At 60.7% G+C, this 23,609-nt stretch carries 17 protein-coding genes; 4 read left to right on the top strand and 13 right to left on the bottom strand.

Going from position 1 to position 23,609, the window contains the following annotated elements; all coding sequences use genetic code 11:
* Positions 1–47 precede the first annotated feature (47 nt).
* Entirely contained in the window at positions 48–962 is a 915-nt protein-coding gene (locus tag AC1DV6_RS15330) for a LysR family transcriptional regulator (RefSeq protein ID WP_477978872.1), read from the top strand.
* Positions 963–991: 29 nt separating this feature from the next.
* Here AC1DV6_RS15330 and AC1DV6_RS15325 read toward each other — a convergent pair whose 3' ends face one another.
* From AC1DV6_RS15325 to AC1DV6_RS15305, 5 genes are read right to left on the bottom strand one after another with little or no spacing between them, the layout of a single operon-like run.
* Positions 992–2,623, bottom strand: a complete 1,632-nt coding sequence (locus tag AC1DV6_RS15325; protein ID WP_477978870.1) for an ATP-binding response regulator — start codon at positions 2,621–2,623, stop codon at positions 992–994.
* A 24-nt stretch (positions 2,624–2,647) separates the two neighbouring features.
* Complete coding sequence (locus AC1DV6_RS15320; RefSeq protein ID WP_477978868.1) at positions 2,648–6,136, bottom strand: response regulator; 3,489 nt, start codon at positions 6,134–6,136, stop codon at positions 2,648–2,650.
* A 5-nt stretch (positions 6,137–6,141) separates the two neighbouring features.
* On the bottom strand, positions 6,142–8,835 hold the full coding sequence (locus AC1DV6_RS15315) for a PAS domain S-box protein (RefSeq protein WP_477978866.1): 2,694 nt from the start codon (positions 8,833–8,835) through the stop codon (positions 6,142–6,144).
* Complete coding sequence (locus tag AC1DV6_RS15310) at positions 8,832–10,412, bottom strand: GAF domain-containing protein (RefSeq protein ID WP_477978864.1); 1,581 nt, start codon at positions 10,410–10,412, stop codon at positions 8,832–8,834. Before AC1DV6_RS15310 ends, AC1DV6_RS15315 begins: the two co-directional genes overlap by 4 nt.
* 6 nt (positions 10,413–10,418) lie before the next feature.
* Positions 10,419–11,570 carry a response regulator gene (locus tag AC1DV6_RS15305; RefSeq protein WP_477978862.1) on the bottom strand — a complete coding sequence of 384 codons (1,152 nt, stop codon included), beginning with the start codon at positions 11,568–11,570 and terminating at the stop codon, positions 10,419–10,421.
* Positions 11,571–11,865: 295 nt separating this feature from the next.
* Here AC1DV6_RS15305 and AC1DV6_RS15300 point away from each other — a divergent pair, with 295 nt between their 5' ends.
* Positions 11,866–12,480 (top strand): energy transducer TonB, encoded by a 615-nt coding sequence (locus AC1DV6_RS15300; RefSeq protein ID WP_477978860.1) that lies wholly within the window; start codon positions 11,866–11,868, stop codon positions 12,478–12,480.
* 27 nt (positions 12,481–12,507) lie between these two features.
* Here the strand turns inward: AC1DV6_RS15300 and AC1DV6_RS15295 are convergent, their stop codons facing one another.
* From AC1DV6_RS15295 to AC1DV6_RS15280, 4 genes are all read right to left on the bottom strand, one after another.
* A complete protein-coding gene (locus AC1DV6_RS15295) occupies positions 12,508–14,103 on the bottom strand; it encodes a peptide ABC transporter substrate-binding protein (protein WP_477978858.1) in 1,596 nt (531 codons plus the stop codon).
* A gap of 12 nt (positions 14,104–14,115) precedes the next feature.
* Positions 14,116–15,276: a glycoside hydrolase family 18 protein gene (locus AC1DV6_RS15290; protein WP_477978856.1), complete on the bottom strand. Its 1,161-nt coding sequence runs from the start codon at positions 15,274–15,276 to the stop codon at positions 14,116–14,118.
* 112 nt (positions 15,277–15,388) lie between these two features.
* On the bottom strand, positions 15,389–16,174 hold the full coding sequence (locus AC1DV6_RS15285) for a DODA-type extradiol aromatic ring-opening family dioxygenase (RefSeq protein ID WP_477978854.1): 786 nt from the start codon (positions 16,172–16,174) through the stop codon (positions 15,389–15,391).
* 60 nt (positions 16,175–16,234) lie between these two features.
* Positions 16,235–16,891, bottom strand: a complete 657-nt coding sequence (locus tag AC1DV6_RS15280) for a glutathione S-transferase family protein (protein WP_477978852.1) — start codon at positions 16,889–16,891, stop codon at positions 16,235–16,237.
* A gap of 31 nt (positions 16,892–16,922) precedes the next feature.
* Between AC1DV6_RS15280 and AC1DV6_RS15275 the strand changes: the two genes are divergently transcribed.
* Both AC1DV6_RS15275 and AC1DV6_RS15270 read left to right on the top strand, forming a co-directional pair.
* Positions 16,923–17,168: a hypothetical protein gene (locus AC1DV6_RS15275; RefSeq protein ID WP_477978850.1), complete on the top strand. Its 246-nt coding sequence runs from the start codon at positions 16,923–16,925 to the stop codon at positions 17,166–17,168.
* Complete coding sequence (locus AC1DV6_RS15270; protein WP_477978848.1) at positions 17,159–17,644, top strand: C40 family peptidase; 486 nt, start codon at positions 17,159–17,161, stop codon at positions 17,642–17,644. Before AC1DV6_RS15275 ends, AC1DV6_RS15270 begins: the two co-directional genes overlap by 10 nt.
* Before the next feature lie 22 nt (positions 17,645–17,666).
* On the opposite strand, the gene AC1DV6_RS15265 is transcribed toward AC1DV6_RS15270, so the two are convergent.
* The 4 genes from AC1DV6_RS15265 to AC1DV6_RS15250 form a co-directional block, all read right to left on the bottom strand.
* The gene (locus AC1DV6_RS15265) at positions 17,667–17,888 is read right to left on the bottom strand and encodes a DUF1161 domain-containing protein (RefSeq protein WP_477978846.1); all 222 of its coding nucleotides are present in this window, start codon (positions 17,886–17,888) and stop codon (positions 17,667–17,669) included.
* Between the two features lie 53 nt (positions 17,889–17,941).
* Positions 17,942–18,394 carry a type II 3-dehydroquinate dehydratase gene (gene aroQ, locus AC1DV6_RS15260; RefSeq protein ID WP_477978844.1) on the bottom strand — a complete coding sequence of 151 codons (453 nt, stop codon included), beginning with the start codon at positions 18,392–18,394 and terminating at the stop codon, positions 17,942–17,944.
* A 65-nt stretch (positions 18,395–18,459) separates the two neighbouring features.
* Positions 18,460–19,557 carry a chorismate synthase gene (gene aroC / locus AC1DV6_RS15255; protein ID WP_477978842.1) on the bottom strand — a complete coding sequence of 366 codons (1,098 nt, stop codon included), beginning with the start codon at positions 19,555–19,557 and terminating at the stop codon, positions 18,460–18,462.
* A 41-nt stretch (positions 19,558–19,598) separates the two neighbouring features.
* The gene (locus tag AC1DV6_RS15250; protein ID WP_477978840.1) at positions 19,599–23,570 is read right to left on the bottom strand and encodes a S8 family serine peptidase; all 3,972 of its coding nucleotides are present in this window, start codon (positions 23,568–23,570) and stop codon (positions 19,599–19,601) included.
* Positions 23,571–23,609: the final 39 nt, after the last annotated feature.

The following is a 23,609-nucleotide window of genomic DNA, read 5'->3' as shown; positions in this document are numbered from 1 at the left end:
TAAATAAAGCAGCAAAATGATGAATCACTCTCAATAGATTCTTATAAATGGAACGCTTGGACGACCTAGCCCTATTCCTGCGCGTGCTGGACCAGGGCTCCATCAGCGCCGCCGCCCGCAGCCTGGACCTGAGTCCGGCCGTAGCCAGCCAGCGGCTGGCGCGGCTAGAGAAAGAGCTGGGCGTGCGCCTGTTGCACCGCACGACCCGCCGACTGCACCCCACGCCAGAGGGCCTGGCGCTGGCCGAGCAGGGGCGCGGCTTGGTGGAGGATCTGGACGCATTGGTGGGGAGTCTGCGCCAGTCCGGCGAACAAGTCAGCGGCACGCTGACCGTCACCACCTCCGCAACCTTCGGGCTGCTGCATCTGTCACCGCTGCTGCTGGAGTTCATGGCGCTACACCCACAAGTGCGCGTCAATGTAGATCTGACCGACCGCATGGTGGACCTGGTGACGGCCGGCTTCGACGTGGCCGTGCGCATAGGCGCGCTGGATGACTCGACGCTCGTCGCCAGGCGGCTTGCGCCCAACAAGCGTGTGCTGGTGGCTTCACCACATTACCTCGCGCAACGCGGCACGCCGCAAGTGCCTGCCGACTTGGCACAGCATGATTGCTTGGTACTCACCGGCGCACAGGGCAGACAAGACCGTTGGACGATGGGCGATGGCCAGGGCGGTGAAACCACCGTGCAGGTGCGCGGCCGACTGGAGAGCAATTTCGGCGAACTGCTGCGCGATGCGGCCGTGGCCGGCAGCGGCATTGCGCTGCATTCCACCTGGCACGTGGCCGACGACTTGAAGGCCGGGCGTTTGCAACTGCTGTTGCCGGACTACCCGCTCTCCGCCACCGGCATCTGGGCCGTAATGCCGCAGAGGCGATTGGTGCCACCGCGCGTGCGGGCGTTCGTGGACTTTCTGGCGGTCAGACTAGGAGATACGCCGCCTTGGGATGTGGGACGTTAACTGCGGCTACCGCAAACGCCCCACAGCAGTCATGCTTGACTGGAGTCTCCACTTCGGGGCAGCCGCACGGTGACCGACGTGGTGTTGGCACCATCATCCACCTCCAGGCTGATCTCGCCTTTCTGGGCCTCGCTGAGCAGCTTTGCCGAATAGGTGCCCAGTCCCGTGCCGCCCTGCTTTCCCGAGGTCACGTATTTTTCGAAGAAATTCTCGCGAATGGAAGCAGGAACCGCACCGGTGTTGTGCACCACCGTGCGCAGCGGCTCTTCGTCGTACATCGTGATGGTGATCTTGCTGCCCTCCGGCGCCGCTTCGCAGGCGTTTTTCACCAGGTTCTGAAACAACGAGTAGCACAGCGTGGCATCGCCCATTGCGCGGGGCAGTTCGGTACCGACCGGGACATCCACATCCACCGAAATGGACAGGTGTTTGCTCGCGTAGGCCTGGCGATTCAGTTCCGCAATGCGGCGCAATACCGAAGGCAGGTCCACTGGCGTGGCGCGCAATTGGAATGTGCCGGTCTCCATCTTCAGTAGCTCAGACGACAGGTTGACGATGTTCATGATGGTCATGACCGTCTCTTCAATCAAATTGAGCTGCTCGGCCTGGCGGTGTGTGGTGTTGTCGTCTGCCACCATGCTTTGCAATAGGCCCAAAGCCCCAGCCAATGGGCCCTTGATGTCGTGTCGCGTGATGTGTTCGACCTGTTCACGCAAGCGTGCCGATTCGACAATGCCATCAAAGTCGGCTTGCATGGATTTGCGCATTTGGACGTAGCGCATGAAGTTGCGCACGCGGGGCTTTAGCAATTCCGGGTCAATGGGTTTGGTGATGAAGTCCACCGCACCCAACGCCATGCCCTTGGTGTGGGCATCGGCGGTGGTAAGAGCAGTCACGAATATCACCGGAGTGGCTTCGGAATTGGGGTGCCCACGCATACGTTTGGCGACTTCGAAGCCATCCATCTCCGGCATCATCACGTCAAGCAGAACCAGATCGGGCGGGTCATCAGACCAGCAGATTTCCAGCGCCTTGGCGCCACTGGAGGCCAGTCGCACACGGTACTCGTCCTTGAGAAGGTGTCCCAGCAAGGTGAGGTTGTCCGGCGTATCGTCCACGACCAGCACGGTCATGCGCCCATCACCCTGGGGCGGCACCTGCACCATTACGCCGTGGAAACCCTCCGTCATACCGTCTGACGCGGGGGCAACTTCCAATTCTGGTTTTGGCTCGGGCACCATCCGGCGGTGTCTGACAGCAAGTGCCTTTGCCAGTCGTTGGCCCAGCTGATTCGGTGAATAGGGTTTGAGCAGCATTGCGCTGACGCCGCAGGACACTGCGGTTTGCACATGGTGGCGCTCGGCCTCGGCGGTAATCATCACAAAGGGCAGCGTGAACAGTTTCTCGTCTGCGCGCACTGCCCTGAGCAAATCTATCCCGGTCATCACCGGCATGTTCCAGTCGGACAGGATCATGTCGACGCGCTGGTTGTGCAAAATGCGTAGCGCCTCCGCGCCATCATTGGCGGTGATGATGTTCGATGCCCCCAGCAACTTGAGCTGGTTCACCGTCACACGCCGCATGGTGTCAAAGTCATCCACCACCAGATAGGCCTTGCGACTGTCTAGCTGGAAAGCGCCTTGTTCCTCAGCAAAAGACATCTCTTCGCTCCCGGGTCATAATTTTCATTTGGCAAGTATTCGTTTGAGTTGCGCCAGAGCTTCGTCGAAGTCAAAAGCACTCAGCGCTCGGTCCACGGCCACCAACTCCTTTGCAAGCGCCGTCCCCTTGGTTTGAATCTGGATTTCTTCCAGCACATCGGCTGCGTCAGCATCGCTGCCGGCCAGGAGCTGTCCCAATTGTTGCAGCGCGGGCTGGGGATCATAGCCAGACTCGGCTGCTGAGGCCGTTTGGCTAGGCTCGATCGCAGGGCCTGCCAGATTTTGCAGACCCGCGATGACTGGCTCCAGGGCCCGCAACACAGCTTGCAGAAGGGCGTTGCGTGTTGCTTCACCCGCATCTTCCAGGCAGGCCTTCTCCAATGCGCCCGCCGCCGCTTGCACCTCCAGTGCGCCAATATTCCCTGCAGTGCCCTTGAGCGTGTGGGCGGCTCTTGCCGCTGCGCTAGCGTCCGAGTCCTGTAGGGCCGCTTCAAACAGGCCCGCAAATGGGCCTTGGCTGTCACGGAATTTCTCCAGAAGACGGGTATAGAGCTTGACGTTCTGCATAGAGGTGGACAAGCCGGCGCGCACATCAATGCCCGGCAGGTCAGGCAAACCATGGAACCGTTGCGCAGCGATCGAAACCGTTTCAGGTTGCGCCGCGATACCGGCCGCCCTGACCTTGGGCTTGACCCACTTGGCAATCGTGCTGAACATGTTTTCCACATTCAGCGGCTTGGCGATATGGTCCCACATGCCAGCATCAATGACTTTTTCACGGTCACCCGCCATGGCATTGGCTGTCATCGCGATGATGGGAAGTTCCTTGAAGGCCGGGTTCTTGCGGATTTCGCGGGTGGCTGTGTAGCCATCCATCACCGGCATCTGGCAGTCCATCAGTACGCCATCAAAATCTGCGTCACGCGCCAGAATGTCCAGCGCTTCCTGGCCGTGGTTTGCCAGCACCACATCGATCTGGGCGCTGCGCAGCAACTCCATGGCCAGTTCCTGGTTCATGTCGTTGTCTTCCACCAGCAAGAGCCGGGCACCGGCCAGATGCGCAACGGTTTCGGTCTGTGTTTCGGACTTGGTCGTTGCGCGGGTTTCAACCAGCGCACCCTTGCCCAGAGCCTCGCCCAAGGCCTCCAGCAGCGTGGAAGCGGTGACCGGCTTGGTCAGCACGTATTGAAGTCGCACCCCGCGCTGTTCTGCCGCACCCATGGCTTCTTCCCGACCATAGGCCGTGACCATGATCACGGTGGGCACATGCTGCAAGTCCTGGCTGCGCAGCTGATGGATGGTTTCTATGCCATCCATCACGGGCATCTTCCAGTCCATCAGCACCAGGTCATACGGCAACTGCTTGCGGTCTGCAACCGACATCATGCGCAGGGCTTCTGGCCCATCCCAGGCGGCGTCAACTTCCAGCCCAAACGACTTCGCCATGGAAGAAAGGATTTCACGCGCAGTCGCGTTGTCATCGACAACAAGAACGCGCACACCCAGCAGTTCGTCGGCCCGGAACATGCGCCGTGGCTGGGGTGTGTCCTGCACTCCAAACTTCGCACTGAAATGGAAGACAGACCCTTTGCCAGGCTCGCTTTCCACCCAGATACGGCCTTGCATCAACTCCACCAGATTTTTGGATATCGCCAGTCCCAGCCCGGTACCACCGTATTTTCGGGTGGTGGAGGCATCTGCCTGGCTGAAGCTCTGGAACATCTTGCCGCACTGCTCCGGGGTCATACCTATGCCCGAGTCGCGCACCCAGAAATGCAGCTCCACCGAATCTGCGTCTTCGAAAGTTTTCTCAATGCCGACAACCACTTCACCCTTGTCCGTGAACTTGACGGCGTTGTTGCCCAGGTTGATGAGCACCTGCCCAAGCCGCAGCGGGTCACCGCGCAGCGCAGTGGGCACATCAAGCGAAGCATTGAACAGCAGCTCCAGGCCCTTGTCATCGGCCTTCAGCCCCACCAGATTCGCCAGGTTGTCCATCACATCTTCGAGGCGGAAATCAATGGTCTCCATGCCCATCTTGCCGGCCTCAATTTTGGAGAAATCGAGGATGTCATTGATGATGCCCAGCAGGTTTTCACCGGAGCGGTGCACCTTCTCGACGTAGTTGCGCTGCTTCTTGTCCAGATTGGTTTGCAGTGCCAGATGGCTCATGCCAATGATGGCGTTCATCGGGGTGCGTATTTCATGACTCATATTGGCCAGGAAATCGCTCTTGGCCTGGGTCGCGATATCAGCCTTTTGCCTGGCTTCGTCCAGGTCCTCCAGCATATTCAGCATGGCCCGACGGGCGCGGTCTGACTGCTTGATCTGATCCTGCAGGCTTTCCACTGCATGGTGGCTCCGTGACATCTCATCCTCGACCTTGAGCATATTGGCGCGTGAGCGCGCGGCGCTGTCCTGTAACTGCCGAAACAACGCGAAATAGCGGCCGCTCCAGGCATAGGCGTCTTTCCATTGCTCCAGCGCCGCATGTGTGAGCATGCGCTGCTGCGCAACGGGTAGCAGCAGTTGCAGCTTGCTCGAGTCGTCGGCATGGGGTTCTGCCTCCGTTAGCAAGCGCAACGCCTCCTGTGGATTGGAGGTGTTTCGCTCTACCAGAGCCATAATCGCGGAGAAGCGCAGCAGCCTGGATTTGTCCGGATCGGACGCCAGAAATGCGCTGGCCAGTGTGAGATGCTTGCGGGCAAGCTCCCATTCGGCACACGCAGCAAACGCGTGTGCAATGGTGCAATGCATGACGAAGACCACTCGCGGCAGAACGTTGGGAACTCGTTGCACGAAATCCTCAAACTGGCGGGCCAGCCGCATGGCAACGTCGTTGTGCCCCAGTCCCAGATGCGTATCGATCAAATTGGCCCGAACCTGCAGGCTGGCATCGGTCATGGGTTGCTTGCCCAGCATGGTGTCCACTTCGGACAGCACCCGGAGCGCTTCATCCTGATTGCCCTGGGCCAACTGCGCTTCGCCGATATTGCTCAGCACACGCGCCAGAGTGGTGGGCAGTCCTGTGCGGCGCGCGGCATCAGCGGCTCGGTAAAACAGGCGCAGCCCCTCTTCCAGTTCCCCGAGTTCGTGTTTGCTGACACCGAGCAGGATATAGATCAGGAACCGGTCGATGTCTTGCGCATCCGCCAGAGAATCCATGTATTCGGCCAATTCGGCCACCGCAGTGTTGGACGCCCGTGCATAGGCAGACCATTGTGCTACGCAGAAGCTGGCACGTAGTAGCAACTGTGCATCGCCCGTTTCGGCGCAGGCGGTCTTGAGTGCTCGCCGGTCTGCGTCATTGGGGCCTTGCTGACCTAGTCGCGACGCACAGCAAAAGCTGGTGAGCTGCGCCTGCAGTTCGGCCTTTCTATCGGTTTGCGCCTGCGCACGCGCCAGCGCCTGCAAGGCTAGTGCATTGGACGCAACGGTGTCCTCGGCCTGCATTAACCAGGCGCGTTCGTTGAGTACCTGAAGGTCGCCACCGGGGTTGGGATCACTGTGCATCACCATCACTCCACGATCTTGTATTTTTGCGGCTGTCCAGACCGGGCGAGAAAATCGTTGATTTCAAGCTTCAATGAAATCATTCTGTCTTCTCGGTCTATGGTCAGTCGGTTGAAGCGCTCCAGATCCCGCATGCGCTCTTCAAGCTCTGCCTGACTCTCGCGGCGCTCGGTGATGTCCTGCAGCATCCACACCGTGCCCTTGCCCAGATCGTTGCGGTCAATCGCCGCGCCGCTCAGTTGGCACCAGAAGCGCGAGCCGTCGGCACGCACTAGCTCCTGTTCGCGCTGGTGCATTTCACCGCGCGCGAGTTGGTCGTAGACGCCATCGCCTCCGACGTTGTAATCCGCGTCATTGGCGTACCAGATGCGCGTGGAGTGGCCGATTTGGCTGCCCTCGGACATACCGAACAGCGCATCCAACTGGCTGTTGCTGCGCACGATGGTGCGGTTGCGAATAAAGGCGATACCCAGTGTGGTTGCCTCGAACATCGCGGTTTGCTCGGCATTGGCAACGCGCATGGCTTCCCGGGCCTTTTGTTGTTCAGTAATGTCGGTCGCAATGCTGCAGATGCCGTAAATCTCGCCAGCCTCGTTGATGAGTGGCGTCTTTGTTGTCATGAATGAGCGCATTTCCGACCGGTCCACGGTGGGGATGTATTCCTCATAGGTGACAGGTTCTCCGGTCTCCAGCACCTGGCGTTCAATCACCCCAATTTTTTCTGCCACTTCTTGGGGCAACAGGTCGTGTGCGCTTTTTCCGAGAAGATCTTTCTCGCTAATGCCAACGAATTTCGCGTAAGTGGCATTCAGCAACTGGTACCGGCCCTCGCGATCCTTCAGGGTGATGATGGACCCGATACTGTCGACCATGGTGCGAATCTGGCGCTGGCTGTTTCGGACTTCCTGTTCAACGCGGTTGCGTTCGGTAACATCGCGCACCGAGGCGCACACGCATACGCCACGGCCACCAATGGCGGGAAGGCGGGACAAGCCAACCTCGACCGCGAATTCACTGCCATCCTTGCGGACACCTCTCAAGGACCCGTCGGTGCTACCCATGTTGCGAGAGACCCCGATCTGCATGAATCCCTCGCGCAGTGAAGGATGTCGGCCGCGTATGGACATCGGTACCAGCATTTCTACCTTCTGGCCCACGATTTCCGCCTCGGTATAGCCAAAAAGATCTACCAGGCGCGGGTTGACCATGGTCACCGTGCCATCCGCATCGGCAACCAGCATGCCGTCTGGCGCGGACTCGATGATGCCTCGGTACCAAGCCTCAGTAGCGGCAATGGAATCCTTTTGCGCTTCAAGCTCAACCGCCTGTTCTTCCAGCGTTGCGGCTTGCTGCTGCATTGCCTGCGCCTGGCGCTGCGTCTCCTCCAGCAGCTTGTTGGTGCGCACGCTGCGCTCCAGAATTTCCAGGTTCATCGCCAGATTTGGCATAACGCCGTCCAGCAAAGACTGCTGGCGTTCTGACAGAGGCTCAAAGGTGGCCAACTCCAGCACCCCCAACAGCCGCTCGCTGCGCAGCACGGGCAGCACCGCAATCATCACCGGCGCCGCATCGCCCAGGCTTGAGCCTATGCGCACATAGTCGGGCGGTGGCTGGGTCAATACAATCGGCGCCCGCTCCATCGCGCATTGGCCGACGAGCCCTTGCCCAATAGCAAAATACTGATTCAGCTCCTTGCGCTCGCGCAGCGCATAACCGCCCAACAATCGCAGCCGGTGCCCCTCTTCATCGTGGATATAGAAAGCACCGTGTCCTATGTGCACCAGCGGCGCCAGCCGCGAGAACAGCACCTGAGACAGCTCGGCAAAGCTGCCCGCGGTTTGCAATGCGTTGGATATTTCCGCCAGGTTTCCCTTGACCCAGCTCATGCTGTCCATTGCAGTTGCACCTTGCTGCAGCACCAGGACCGAGCGGGCGACCTCGCCAATTTCGTTGCTGTAGTCTGCGCAAGGCACTTCGGCGCTCAAGTCACCGTCCGCCAGTTTTTGCACTGCGTTGCGGATACTGGAAATCGGTTTACGAATCGAGCGCGCAACCAGCAACGCAATCAGCGCACTGAGCAGCGTACCGAAGATCAGCAGCACCACAGCGATGCGTACCGTATGGGCGGCTTCGGCAATCGCATGGTCCACTCCCGCGCGCGCCTGAGCCTCCTTGGCTTCGGCCAGTTCGGCAATGGCATTGTTGGCGGCGACTCCGGGGGCACGGAAAGTGGCCGATGCCAGATAGACACGCGCCGCTTCATCCTGCCCCGTACGCATCAGTTCCAGCACTTTCTCCCGATGCGCCTTGTAGGAGGCCAGCTCCGACTCAAAAGTTTGCAGGCGCCGCCTGTTGACGTCCTGATTGATCAGGCCGCGCAGCTCACTAATGTTGTTGTTCAGTTCCACCTCGGCATCGCTGATCACCTTCAACGCGATGACCCGTTCGGGCCCGGAGCCGGCCAACAATGCCTGGCGTATTTCCCGCCCGATTACGGCGTACTGGACTTGCGCCGCACGCGCAGCGGACACGCCCAGCAACTCCTTGTCGTTGAGCTGTTTGATCTGGGCAATCAGGGTTCGCTGCGCCTGCAGATTGATGAGCCCCACGCCAATAGCAAACAGCATCAGCAGGGAGAAGCCTGCCGTCAGCTTTTTGCCAAGCGTCCATTGCTCCAGTGCACGTGTGAGTCGGTTCATGCAGATTCCTCAACAAATTCCCTGGCTTGCGAAAGCGCCTTCAATTGCGATGTCCGCCGGTGGATTTCAAGATGGTTTTCCAGCAGAGACACCAGTTCATCGAGCTGCACCTGATTCTGTGTATCTGGCAACTCTGGCAAGGCCAGTTCAACCACACCAATCAGGCGATCCTGCATCACCAGCGGCGCCAACAACAATGCGGCCACGCGTCCGCCTCCAAGCCCCGAGCGGATGTTCCAGATTCCGTCCGGCGGCGTGGCGATCACCCGCTTCTCCCGCTCCAGTGCACATTGCCCCAACAGGCCATCACCTGGCTGCAGCAAAGCCTCCGGCGGCTCGGCGCAGGCAGCGCAGCCCGCCAGCCTCAACGCGTCGCCCGTGCGCTCACCTGTGGCCACGTAAAGCACGCCCTGGGTTGCGCCCACCATCTCGCGCGCGCCCTGAAAGAACGCCATGGCGAACTGCTCCCAATCTTCGCAATGCTGTAGTCGCAACGACAAGGCACCGAGTTGCGTCCGGTAACGGGCCTGCGCCTCCTGTTCGTGCGCATAGGCCTGCAGTTGCTCTGATGCCCGGCTCTGCGCGTAACGCACGCGCAGCAAACGCAGCCACAACCAGCCCAATAGCAACACCAGTACCGCCAGTGCAGTGGCGCGCCAGGCGGTTGGGGCCAGGGGCACTGTGCGACTCAGGTCTTCCATCACCACCAGCGTCCAGTCTCCGGCCGGATCGTTCCAGTTCACCAACGCTGTTGCCACCGCGTAGGACTGGCCGTCCAGTGTCTGTGTGCCAGCGGCAGGGATAATAGGCAAAGCCTGCGGCACCGCAGTCTCGAACATGGCGCCAAACTGCTTGAGCTCGCGAATCGCCTTGAGGCGTTCGGGCGTGGCCTCACCTGCCAGTCGTCCCACCCAATCGACGCGGTTGCCTGCGAACACCACGCCCTGTGGCGACAGCAGCAGCGCAATGTCGTACTTGCCTTGCAGCAGTCCGTCGACCCGATCCAGCGTAGTGCGGGCCACAACAGCACCTACGCCCGAGCTGGAACGTGCGCGCTCGGAAAACACGGGCGCCGAAAAATACAGCGAACGGTCACCGCGCGCCATGCTGACCGCCGCGTACACACTGGATTGGCCACGCACAGCGGTCTTGTAATAGGGTCGGAAGCGCACATCCAACCCGGTAGAAGGTTTGTTGACGCGGTCCCATGACGACTTCACAACGCCGTCTTCACCGACCACAAATGCGCCCTCAGCGCCAAAAGCATTGCCCACGATGGACATCGTGGACTGGACGCTGGCGTCATCGTTGATCAGCCCGTTGGTGGCCTCCTGCTTGATGTCACCATCGAGCAGGCCCAATAGCGTGATTGAACCCATCAGATTGCCGTTGAGCGTGGATGACACGATCTCCAGCCCGCTACGCTGGGCTTCGTGCTGCAACTGTGTCTGGCGCTGGTCAGCGCGTATCGCCAAATCAAGCCAGAACACCAGTACCGCTGCGACAGCTGCAATGCAGACAATCAGCCCCCACGCCACCCGCCGGTGTTGCGCCAAATAAGTGGCTGGGCGGATCACAGACCGTTAGCCCCGAATGGTGTTCAAGGCCTGCTCTTTATCGACAAGGTCCTGGTCCGTGTCCGCAAATCTTTGAGCCACTGCCCGGAACTGCTCCGCAATCACCAGAAAGGCATCGACCATGTCGGGGTCAAAGTGTGTGCCGCGTCCTTCGGCAATGATGGAGACCGCCTTTTCGTGCGGCATACCTTCTTTGTAGACGCGTCGGCTGATCAGCGCATCGTAAACATCCGCCACCGCCATCAGGCGTGCCGATATCGGAATGAAATCGCCCGACAGGCCCTCGGGGTAGCCGCTGCCGTCCCATTTTTCCTGGTGCCCGTACGCAATTTCCTTGGCGTATTTCAGAAACTCCACTTGCAGACCCAACTGGTCCTCTGCGTGCTGGATTGCATCGCGGCCCAGCTTGCAGTGGGTCTTCATGATTTCAAACTCGTGCGGCTCGAAGCGGCCCGGTTTGAGCAAAATCCGGTCTGGAATCCCGACCTTGCCGATGTCATGCAGCGGCGCCGATTTGAACAGAATATCTATCGTGCGCTCATCCAGAAAGCGGCTAAAACGCGGATGATCGCGCAACTGATCAGCCAGCAAGCGCAGGTAGTGCTGGGTTCTGCGAATGTGGTTGCCGGTATCGTTATCGCGCGTTTCAGCCAGCGAAGCCATGGCCAGAATCGTCACATCCTGAATAGCCGCAAGCTCCTGTCCGCGGCGCTGCACTTCGGCATCCAGAAATTCGTTCTTGTCGCGCAGAAAATCGGCGGCGGCCTTGACCTGCAACTGGGTGCCCACCCGTGCCAGGACGACTGGCGGATTGACCGGCTTGGTGATGAAATCCACGGCGCCAAGCTCCAGCCCTTTCTTTTCCTCTTCGGTCGCCGTCATGGCAGTGAGGAAGATGATGGGGATATGAGCAGTCGCCGGATCGTCCTTGAGGATCTTGCAGACCTCGTAGCCGGACAAGCCCGGCATCATGATGTCCAGCAAGATCAGGTCCGGCTCCGCCTCTGCCCGCGCCAGTTGAATCGCCTTTTCGCCGTTGTTGGCGAGGAGCACCCGGTATTGGCTCTTCAGAAGCCCGGACATCAATGTCAAATTGTCGGGCGTGTCGTCGACTACCAGGACCGTAGGTTTTTCGGTGAAATCCAGTGTGTGCGCCAATCTTTTCTCCCTAGGATCATGTGCTGAAGCCGCTGAAAGCATACACCGGTTGGGCACTGCAAAGACCAGACTATTTGGCGATATGGGCCTTCAAGCAGCTGCCTATCCAAATCCGTCGCCCAAACCATACATCTGATACCCGGAAATCAGATGGATTTGTAGTTCGACTGACGCCCCCGCCCACGAATGGCGTGGCCTGCAGAATTTGCAGCCTTCTGTATGTCAACGCACTAACAAAGCGACCTTCGGGGTGCTCTACTGGAAGTGTGATCGAACCACCATGGAGGCCTGTCTCATGAACACATTCGGCATGGAATACAACTATCAGGAGCGCGACCCGTCACGCCGCTACAAGGGCATGGCCGTGGTGGTGGTCGCGCATGCGCTGCTTGCCTGGGTCTTGATCGCAGGCATGGGGGTAACGGTATTGCCGACACCCAAGAGGCCGCCGGTGATCGTGCAAATTGAGCAACTGCTGCCGCCGGAGCCGCCCAAGCCGCCAGTCAAGCAACCACCCAAATCGGAAGCACCGCCAGTGCCGCAGGACACGTTTGTGCCCGTGCCGGATGTCGCGCCCACCGAGCCCAGTAGCGTGACGATAGAGTCCGCGCCGGCGCCCGCCGCTGAACCCGTGCTGGCGCAAACCAGCAATACACAGACCGACATGCGCGTAGCCTGCCCGACCCAAGTCGCTCCGCAGATGCCACGCAAGGCCTTGCAGGACGGCACGATTGGCGTGGTGCGCGCCCTGGCGGTGATCCAGAACGGCCGGGTTCGCAGCGTGACCATACTGTCCGGCCCGCGCATCTTTCACGATGCGGTCAGGGCCGCGATGCTGCAATACCGCTGCAGCAATGACGGCGCAGCGGATATGACCGCCACGCAGGATTTCAACTTCCGGCTGGAGTAGGTACCGCCTGCGGCTGCCGACTAAATATCAATGCTTCAGGATAAACAGATCCCGGCTACGAATCCGGTCCAGCGCATTGCGGTCGCTGTAGCCGCCCACCCATGTCTTGACCAGCCGCGGCATCGTGCGTTGCAGTAGTGGGATCAGCGGGTAGTCTTCCATTGCCAGGTTGGCGGCCTGGCTTAGCAGCGCGCTGCGTTTGGCGGGGTCGGTTTCCTGATTGCCTTTGTCGGCCAACGCATCGGCCGGGCGGCTGCAGCTTGCTGTCATGTTCTGTTCGCTGTCGCATTGCACGATGGACAGAAACGAGGTGGCATCGTTGTAGTCGGCGGTCCAGCCGTAGCGGCCGATCTGGTAGCTCTGGTCATGCAGGCGCTTGACCATGACCTTGAACTCCAGGCTGTCCATCTCCACCTCAAGACCCAGCTTGGTCTTCCATTCGCTGGCGGCGAAGATCGCCATCTTCTTGTGGTAGTCGCTGGTGTTGTACATCAGCTTGAGTTTGGTGCCGGGCTTGACGCCCGCCTGGGCCAAAAGCTTCTTCGCCTCCTCGACCTTTTGCGCCATGGGCCAGGTAGCCCAGTCGTAATTGCCCACGCTCGCGCCCTCAATGCCTTTGACCATCAGCCCGTACAGTGGAAGCTGCCCGTCTGCGGTGATCTTCTGCGCGAGGATGTCGCGGTCGAGCACCATGGACAGGGCCTTGCGCACGCGCACGTCCTTGACCACCGGGTCCTTGGTGTTGAACGCGTAATAGCGGATCGCCAAAAGCGGCGTGTTGCGTATCTCTTGCGGGTACGCGCTCTTCAGCGCGGGGTAGCTACCCGGGGGTGTCTGGTAAACCATGTCGGTCTCGCCGGACTTGTAGAGCTGCACATCGGCGTTGCCATCTTCAATCGGCAGGTAGGTCACCTTGGTCAGCTTGACGGCGGCGGCGTCCCAGTAGCGCGGGTTTTTGGCCAGCACGATCTTGTTGTTGACCACTGCCTCTTGCAGCACAAAGGGGCCATTGCCAATCAGGTTGCCGGGCTTGGTCCATTCGCGGCCATATTTGTCGATGGCGGCCTTGTTGATGGGCGCGAACTGCTGGTTGGCGACCAGGCTCAGCATGAACGGCAAAGGCACGGTGGTCTTGACCTCCAGCGTGTTGGCGTCCAGCGCCTTGACGCCTAGCTCGGTGGGCGGCTTCTTGCCAGCGGCGATGTCAGCGCCATTCACCAGGAATACACCATAGGTGTTGGCATAGGTGGACGCCGTCTTGGGGTCCAGAAAGCGGCGCCAGGCGTATACAAAGTCGTTGGCGGTGACAGGGTCCCCATTCGAGAACGTGCTGTTCTTGCGTAGGGTGAACACCCAGGTCGTCGGGTTGGTCTGCTTCCACGACTGCGCGACACCGGGCACGACCTTGCCGTCGCGGTCAATCGCGGTCAGGCCCTCGAAGATGTCGCAGACGATGATGGTGGAATTGACTGTCTCCGACAGCGCCGGGTCCAGCGACTCGGGCTCGGTGCCATTGCTGCGGACCAGCTCTTGCGTGGCGTGCAACGGCGGGGTTTGCGCCCAGGACGGGCCGTGCAGAAGCACCAGAGACAGGGCTAACGCGGTATTGAGGAAATATTTCATGCCGCAATTACCTCACGGCAACAGCTTCTTGGCAATTGGTGTCAGCAAAGCGCGTTGGCGGTCAGTAGTCAGCTCCCAGATCATCACGCCGCCCAACTTCTTCTGCACCACGTAATCCAGCTTATGGGCCATGGACTCGGCGTCGTCGTAGGTGATGTAGGTGCCGCTTTCGGGGTTGTACAGCGACGGTGTTTTGGTGGCGTCGTTCCAATAGCGTGTGAAGCCGGGTTTGTTCAGGTAGTTGGCCACGATGTCCGCGTACTCCAGACTGCCCTCCTCCCACGTGCCCTTGGCCGGGCCTGTACATGTCTGGTATTCGCCGTGCATCGCGTCGGGGCAACCCTTCCAGACATAGCCATAGAAAGGCACACCCAGCACGATCTTCTTCAGCGGTACGCCGGCCTTGATGTGGCCGTCTATGCCTGCGGCAACAAACTTGCCCGACGTGCTGGTCTGCGTGTCGTCCTTGCCATCCGCCCACAGCGGCGCCAGAGGGCCAGCGCGCTTGCCCCAGGGGCCGTGGTAGTCGTAGCCCATCACGTTGATCCAGTCCACCGTCTTGGCAACGTCGCCAAGCTCGGTGTTGCGCAGGTAGTCGGGGCCGGGGTTGGTGGCAATCGTCAGCAGGTAATGCGTTTTGGTTTTCTTGCCAGCGGCATCCAAGGCTTTGCGCAGGGATTGCAGCAGCAAGGTGAAGTTGCGCTTGTCTTCGGGCCGCGCGCTGTTGCCAGGGTCGCCGCCGCTGACCGGAAATTCCCAGTCGATGTCGACACCGTCCAACTGGAAGCTGCGCATGTAGTCGACTGCGCTGTTCGCAAACAGCGTGCGGCTTGCGTCCGTCAGCGCGATATCCGAGAAGTGTTTGGACCAGGCCCAGCCGCCGACCGACACCAGCAGTTTCAGCTTCGGGTTGGCTTTCTTCAACGCGCGCAGGCCTTCGAAGTTCTTGGCGTCCACATCGGGGTAACCCACCGCCACTTTGCCGTCCACGATGTTGGCGAAGGCGTAGTTGATGTGGGTGAGTTTCTTTGCGTCGATCTTCTCGGGTGGGAAGCTGCGGGCGTCGCGCGCCCAGGCAATGTAGTAGCCCACCACCTTGTTGCCTGCGGCTGGCGCCGCGTGGGTGGAAGTGACCAGACTAGCGGCCAGCAGGCCGAGAAGCAATGCGCGCATCAAAAGACTCCGGGGTTGGAGGGACGAAGAAATCGTCCGCCATCGTACCCGGTCTTAGCGCTATATTTTCAGTAGCTGCTCACGCAAGTTACATGCGGGTTACGGGCACTTTTTATTGCAAATACAGGCTGTCCATTGCCAACATGCTGTACATCACTTCGCGGGTCAGGTAGGTGGGCCGCGCATCGCTGCTCGCGGCGCCCAGCGCAAAGAACAGCGGAAGGAAATGGTCATCGGTCGGGTGCGCACGCACAGCGTTGGGTGCCTGGGTGCGGTAGTCGAAAAGCGCGTCCAGATTGCCTTCGTTCAATCGGTCTTCAATCCAGCGGCAGAACTCAGTGACATAGGGCGAAACCGGCGCACCGCCGCCAAAGAACTCGCCCAGGTTGTGCGTCATCGAACCCGAGCCCATCACCAAAATGCCCTGCTCGCGCAGGGGGCGCAGCGCTGCGCCCATCGCAAACACCTCGCGCGGACCGAAGCCCGCAGGCAAAGCCACCTGCACCACCGGCACATTCGCCTTGGGCAACAGATGCATCAGCGGCACCCAGGTGCCATGGTCCATAGGCCGGTTCGCATCGCCCGGCGCGTCAATGCCAGCCGCCTTGAGCAAATCAATCACTTGCTGGCCCAACGCCGGGCTGCCGGGTGCGGGGTATTGCAGTTTGTAGAGCTCGTCTGGAAAGCCACCAAAGTCATGCCAGGTCTTGGGCTGCGGATTGGTCATCACCGCAGGCATGCGCGCCATCCAGTGCGGCGACATCACGACCACGCCACGCAGGTCCGCTGGCAGGTTCGCGCCCCACGCTGCCAGCGCCGGGCCGCTGTTGCCCGCCTCAATGGCAAACAAGGGAGCACCGTGGGAAACGAACAGCGAGGGCAAAGCAGTGGCAGTCATGGCGATATCTCAAAGGCGGGGATGCAACGTATATGGCGATGGTTTTGCGAGATACAAGTTTTAGCCTTGCTTGTTATTGAACGCAAATTGCGCGTCAAAAGCCCTCTGATACGCAGGCCGCGCTTCACCACGGGCCACATAGGCGGCAAGGTTGGGGTATTCAGTCAGCATGCCCGATGGCCTGGAGCGCAGCAGCACCGACACCATCATCAGATCGCCCGCGCTGAATGCGCCATCTAGCCAGTCGGCATTGCCCAGGCGCACAGACAGATCACCCAGCCGAACCCGCAGGCGCTCCAGCACCAGGGGCAGCCGCTGGTCGCGCCAGGGTTTGTCGCCCTCGAACAGCTTGACCGTGGTCAGATCCAGAATGGGTGGCTCCACCGTATTGACCGCGGCAAACATCCAGCTGATCGCGCGCGCCCGAGCGTTTGCATCGTCGGGCAACAAGCCTGCGTGGTGCTGCGCAACATGCAGCACGATGGCGCCCGATTCGAACAGCACCAGATCGCCCTCCTGGTAGGTCGGAATCTGACCAAACGGATGCAGAGCACGGTGCGCGGGCTCCTTCATCGCAGCGAACGACACCGGCCGCACTTCGTAGGCCAGCCCCGCCTCTTCCAGCGCCCAGCGCACGCGCGTGTCTCGCGCCAGCCCCTTGCCGCCATCGGGCGAGCGTTCAAAGGCGGTAATGGTCGGTGTCGCTGGATGGCTCATGGTGGTTTACCGTTCGACGTTACGATGGCGCATGAATGAATTGAAAACCCTGCAGTCCATGGGCCTGACTTTACCAAGCCCGGCCTACCTGTTGGGCTGCCTGGTTTTCAGCATCGTCGGCTACCTAAGCTTTAGGCGCGGGCGGAAGTCGCAAAGAACGGAGTTGATGTTTGCAGGAGGCGCCTTGATGTTCTATCCCTATGCAGTGTCCGAGACCTGGATGCTGTGGGTGATCGGCGCGCTGCTGACAGCTTGGGTGTACTTCAAATGGAACTGATGGCGCGTCTGGCTATGGCATTCGTCAGCACGGTGCTGGTGGCCGGGTGTGCGACCGCGCCTCCGCCCCAGCCTCCTCCGAAACCCATTGCAGCCCGCCTTACTGTTGACCAGGCCGATGAGGTCACGGTGATGGCCATTGGCTTGGTCGGCACGCCGTACCGCTACGGCGGCAATACGCCCGCCAGTGGCTTCGATTGCAGCGGGCTGATTGGCTATGTTTACAAGGCACGGGGCGGCGTGCTGGCGCCGCGCTCCGTGTCATCCCTGGTGAAGTGGGGTTCGCCCGTCCCAACGGACAGTGTTCGCACGGGCGACCTGGTGATCTTCAGCCAAGGCGGCAACGCGACGCATGCGGGGATTTATGTGGGCGACGGGCGCTTTGTGCACGCACCATCGACCGGGGGTGAGGTGCGGCTGGACCAGTTGAAATCGAAATACTGGTCGCAGCAGCAAGTGGCCTTTCGCAGGCCTTAGTTGGGAAGGCCTGGATCAGCGCTTACTTTTTTGCGTAAGTGATCTTCTTGGTGCCGCCGTCGCAGCTGCCGACGACCTTGGCATCGCCGGCTTTATCGTTATCTACGATTTCCAGCTTGGGGCTTTTGACGCCCTTGGCTTCCATCTTGGCAGTGATTTCCGTCTTGAGTTCTTCACAGGACTTGCCTGCATGGGCCAGACCAAAGCTGAGCAGCAAACCGAGGGACAGGGCGAATTTTTTCATTTTTCTCTCCGAATTGAAACGATGAACGCAAAGTTTACTGGCAAGTTCGCCTCTCAGGCGGCCACAAATCCTGCCAGTCCGGCAATGGCCAATGCATAGCCGTTGACGCCAAACCCGGCCATCACCGCCTTCGCAGCGGGCGAGATAAACGAATGGTGGCGGAATTCTTCGCGGGCGTGGACGTTGCTGATGTGCAGCTCGATCAGCGAAATACCCGTGCCCTTGATCGCGTCGAGCAACGCGATGCTGGTGTGGGTGTAGGCGCCAGCGTTCAGGATCACACCGGCCAACTTGCCCTTGGCGTGCAGCTTGCCGGCCTCATGGATCCAGTCCACCAGCGCGCCTTCGTGGTTGGTCTGGCGAAAGTCCAGCGCAAACCCATTCGCCGCGCAGGCGCGCTCGCACAGCGCCTCTACGTCAGCCAGCGTTTGCGAGCCGTAGACCTGTGGCTCCCGCGTGCCGAGCAGGTTGAGATTCGGGCCGTTGAGGATCAGAGCTGTTTTCATGGGGTGCGGTGCCAGAGTGAAATGCTATTGATTTAGTAGCTGCTTACGCACATTCTACGGGCGCTCTAGGCCTTTTTGGCAGCAATTGGAGCAAGAATTTTCTCCACATCACCACATTGCGCGCGGTTGCGCAGCGCGTGCTCCATCACCACCAATGCCAGCATCGCTTCAGCAATCGGCGTCGCGCGTATGCCCACGCAGGGGTCGTGGCGGCCCTTGGTCACTACTTGCGTGGCGTTGCCCTGCACGTCAATCGAATCACGCGGCGTGATGATGGAGCTGGTCGGCTTGATCGCAATGCTGACTTCCAGGTCCTGCCCTGTGCTGATGCCGCCCAGTACGCCACCGGCGTTGTTGGTCGCAAAGCCTTGCGGGGTCAAGCTGTCGCCATGCGTCGTGCCGCGCTGCGACACGCTGGCAAACCCGGCGCCAATCTCCACGCCTTTGACGGCGTTGATGCCCATCATTGCGTAGGCAATGTCGGAATCCATCTTGTCGAACAGCGGCTCGCCCAGCCCCACGGGCACGTTGGACGCGCTGACGCGGATGCGTGCACCGCAGGAGTCACCGGCTTTGCGCAGTGCGTCCATGTAGTCCTCCAGCGCCTGCACATCGGCAATCGGGGCGAAGAACGGGTTGTTGGGTACGTGCTCCCAGGATTCAAACGCAATCGACATCTCGCCGATCTGCGTCATGCAGCCACGAAACTCGGTACCGTATTTTTCCTTGAGCCACTTCTTGGCCACTGCGCCTGCGGCGACCATGGGCGCAGTCAGGCGCGCGCTGGAGCGGCCACCGCCGCGCGGGTCGCGAATGCCGTATTTCTGGAGGTATGTGTAGTCGGCGTGGCCAGGGCGGAAGGTTTCGAGAATGTTGCCGTAGTCCTTGCTGCGCTGATCTGTGTTCTGGATCAACAGCGCAATCGGCGTGCCGGTGGTCTTGCCCTGGTAGACGCCGCTGAGGATCTGCACGGCATCGGGCTCGTTGCGCTGGGTCACGTGGCGGCTGGTGCCGGGGCGGCGGCGGTCCAGGTCACCCTGGATGTCGGCCTCGCTCAGTTCCATGCCCGGGGGGCAACCGTCAATCACGCAGCCAATGGCCGGGCCGTGGGATTCACCAAAGTTGGTGACTGCGAAGAGGTGTCCGAAGGTATTGCCGCTCATGGAGAGGCATTATCTCTGACGCCGCTTCGCATTCATTTGCATCAAAGCTTATCGGTCGCCTTCTTTTGCTGCGCAAACTGCGCCAGTCGCAGTTTCTCGCGGGCCGCCATGTCGCTCCAGCCCAGCTTTTCGTACAACGCCAAGCGCTCCGTGCGCAGCTTGGTGCTGCCCGGTTCGTCCTTGATGCGGGCGTTCATGGCATCCAGCGCCAAGCCCAGGTAACCGTTTTGTTCCAGCATCGCGGACTCCACGGCACGGGTCTGCTTGTCGGCTTCAGGTTCCCAGCGCTTGATCTGCGCGAAGGCTTTCCAAGCCGCATCCCACTGGCCGGTCGCGCGCAACACATCGGCGCGCAGGCGTTCGATCCTGGCCAAGGTTTCGCGCTGTGCAGTCATCAGCTTCTTCTCGCGCTCTTGCGCGGGCTTGGACGTCAGGTCACCCGCTACGACGGCAGGTGGCGCACCAAAGTACTGCGCTACCGCATCGGGCTTGGCCAGTTTGTGGGCTTCGTCCAGCAAGGCGATCACCGATTTTTCAGCGCCGGCAACAGGCTTGATCACAGCAGCGCTCTTGGTTGCAGCTTCGTCTTTGTCTTTTGCCTTGTCGGCGTCACCCTCAGCAGACGGTTTGGCTTTGGGCCAGCTATCGCCCGCCAACCCGGCGGCCAAGGCTGCATCCAGCGCCTGCTCAAACACTACGGCAGCATCTGCGGGGCGTTCGCTGTGCAAGGCAGTGAGCACTTCTGTTCGGCGCGCCTTGGTCGCAGCATCGGTCGTGCCGCGCTGATCGCGGACAAAGGCCAGGCGGCTGTCGAACTGGGTATCGGCCAACTTCTCCACCTCGGTACGCGGGTCCTTGACCGGCTTGGCCTTGGGGTCCACGTTGGTGGTCTTGGCCGGGGATGCTCCGGGCATATAGACGATGGGTTTTTTGCCAAGCTCGCGATTCTCGGTGTCGCGCACGGTCAGTTCACCGGTGAAATGCGCCGGTTTGGGTTCGTGCTTGGCGAGGTCGTCCACCGGCTTGTCCTGCAGAAACAGCTCTTCCTCGCGGCCAGCCTTCAGGCGCAATTCCGTGGTGTCCTTGCCAGTGAGGCGATCACGCAAACTCGCGCGCAACGGCAGTGGGCTGGCTGTCTTCAGGGCTTCTGACAGGCGCAGGGGCGCGGTGCTGATGCTGGCCAGCAGTTCGCTGTCGGGCGCGGTGAACTCGCGGATACCGGTGGTTTTGCCCTTGGGGAATTTCACCGCAGGACGGGTAAACACATTGGCGCCTGTCGAGTCAAACAACACTTCTCCGGATTCATGCACCAGCGTTACGCGCCCTCCTCCCACCGCATCTTCCAGGTCGTAGTCCGAAGGCTCCAGCACGTGGGCCGTCATAGCCTCCTTGAGGTCCAGCACAAAGCGCTGGCGCAGCATGTGGACGCGCGTAGGTCCGGGAGTCAATGCGGATGCGGGCAACTCGGCGCGCTCGTCCATCTTCAGCGCGGTCGTGCTTTGCGGCAGGAAGATATGCACGGCGCGGTCGATCTTGGCATCGACTTTCACGGTGCGATCACTCAAAGGGTTCAGCTCAGTCGTGGTCCAACCTGAGTTGGCAGGCATCACCAAGGGCGCCGTGTCCACGCCAGCGCCAACCCATTCGAGGCGCGTCTGCAATGTCGCGTCACCCAAGGCAGCGAAATGCAGCGTGTACGCGATCTCGGCCACGCTGCCTGGCTTTAGGCGCAGGTCAAACGACTGCTCCGCACCAGGGTCCAGGTTCAGCGTGCGCACGGTCTCCATCTCGGCAATCCCGCGCTGAGCAGAATAGGCAACAGCCTGCACGCCGAAGCGCCGGTTCATCGAATCGCGGGTCTGGTGTTTGACCCAGATGCGCAGCACCGAAGCTTCGAGCGGGGCTTTGACAAACAGGCGCTTGGTTTCCGAAGGCTTGAACGCCAGCGAAGTTTCCAGCTTGTTGTCGACAAACGCACTGGCGGGTGCGGGCTGGATGATGGAGACCGGGATAGAGAACACCGGACCCAAGGATGGCTTGGACGCCAACACAGCATCCACCTGCGCCACGTTGACGGAGCCAATCGCACCGGCAGGCACCGGCGGCACATCCACCACCATGCTGACGGTGCGCGGGCCGCCAGTCAGGTGCACATACTGCGGCGTTGTAACCCAAGAGGCGGAAGACTTCAGAATCACATCGCTCTCAAACGCGGTGCGCGCAGCGACGGGCGTGGACTCGGTCCAAGCCGGTGTGATCTTGACCGCAACACGGCGGCGCGGCTCGGTGACCGCTTCGCGCAACAAGAAGCCGCGGCCCTTGTTGGTGAATGTGCCCTGGTCCACTTCCAGGTCATAGAACGTGCTGAAGGCGCTGACACCTTGCAACTCATTCAGCTTTTTCCAGGCGCCAGGCGCGTTGATCAGGCCGGAGCCGCGCGTGAACACATCTTCTTTGGGCAGCGGTGTGGTCCCAAGAATCAATGCAGAACGCAACAGAGCCGGATTGGCATCGAGCTTGTTCTGGCGCGCAGCGCTGAGAACCAGCGCCGCCACACCCGCAGCAGATGGCGAGGCCATCGAGGTGCCGTTGTACATGTCGGCGCTTTGGCGGGTTTCTGCAGAGACGGATGCATAAGCGGCTCCGGGCGCCATCAGGTCCACACCGAAATCGCCATCTTTGGTGGGGCCGCGGCTGGTGAACTGCTGTGCTGCTTCGGCACTGTCTGCGAGGGTGTTGTAGAGAACCTGACCCATTTCAGGCGACATGTAGGCGCCCACGCCCAGCACGCGGCTGGCTTCGGCACCAGCGCTGCCGGCGGTGCCGAGCGCAGGGCCGTTGTTGCCGGCGGAGATGACGGCCAGCATGTTGTAGCGCTCCATCATCATGTCGTAGACCAGGCTGTTGCGGTTGCGGCCGTCTTGCAGCTTGGAGCGGCCGCCCCAGCTGGCATTGACGATGTCGACCTTGTACTGCGCAGCCAGTGCAGACGCGCGCAGCTCGCTGGTGCCATACGAGCTGCCCCGGGCGCGGATGTCGCCAATCTTGATCGACACGATGCGCGCGCCAGGTGCAATGCCGTTGCGGGCCGGTTCATTGGCGAAGTGGCTTGCAGCGATAGAGGCCACGTGCGTGCCGTGGGCGCCGCTGACAGTGACGATGGACAGCAAATCACCCTTCTCGTACACCTGCACGCCAAAGGTGGTGTTGGCAATGCCGCCAAACGAGCCGTACTCGCCGGCCACACCGTAGGGGCGCAATGCCTTCTCGTTGCGCAAGTCAGCGTCTTCGTCGGTATCGACCAGCACATGCCAGGTCTTGCCGTCGTTCCACAGCACGCAGTCGTACAGTGGGCCGGTGCTGTCAGAGGACTTGTCATCTTCCAATGCGGCAAGCGCAACATCGCGCGCAATCAGGTCGCGCTCGGTGCGGCTGCGTTCATCAGGGGCTTTGGCGCGCGCGGCTTTGAGTTTGGCGGCGTCATCGCCGCGGTCGCGCGCGGCCAGGCGCACGGTTGCAGCGGCGGCGCGCTGCGCGGCACGGCGGTCGGTCACGCGTTTGAGCACATCGCCGTAAAACAATTCAGATGCTGGCTTGAGCCCCAGGCGGAATTCGCCGGATGGGTTCACGATGCCAGCAGGCAACACCAGCGTGCGACCGCTCAAACCCGTGAGCTTGCCTGTGGCATCTGCCTTGCGCTTGGTAGTGGTATCCACATCGCCGGAGCCCGAAGCGTCCAGCATGTCCATGATCTTGCGCTCGCCAGTCGACGTGGTCGCAAGGCCCGCCGCAGCGGGATCCACACCGGTGTCAAAAATGGCGATCACCACGCCACGCCCATCCCATGTGGGGTGCGCCTTCACAAAGGCATCGGCAGCGATCTCATGTTTGGGGATCAGCGCCGCCCGGAATTTGGCGACGTTGGGTTCAGCGGGTGCGGCCAGAGTGATGTTGGCGGCAAAGAGACTTCCGAGCAGAGTAAGCGCGAAGGCCGGTTGCAAAGAAAAACGCATTTCAAACCTTGGTAAGAGTTGGCGCTGCGCATCTTACCC

The sequence above is a fragment of the Rhodoferax sp. P2_H8_2 genome (genome assembly GCF_056403235.1).
Note: the sequence above shows the minus strand (reverse complement) of the source record. Positions and strands in the feature narration are given on the sequence as shown.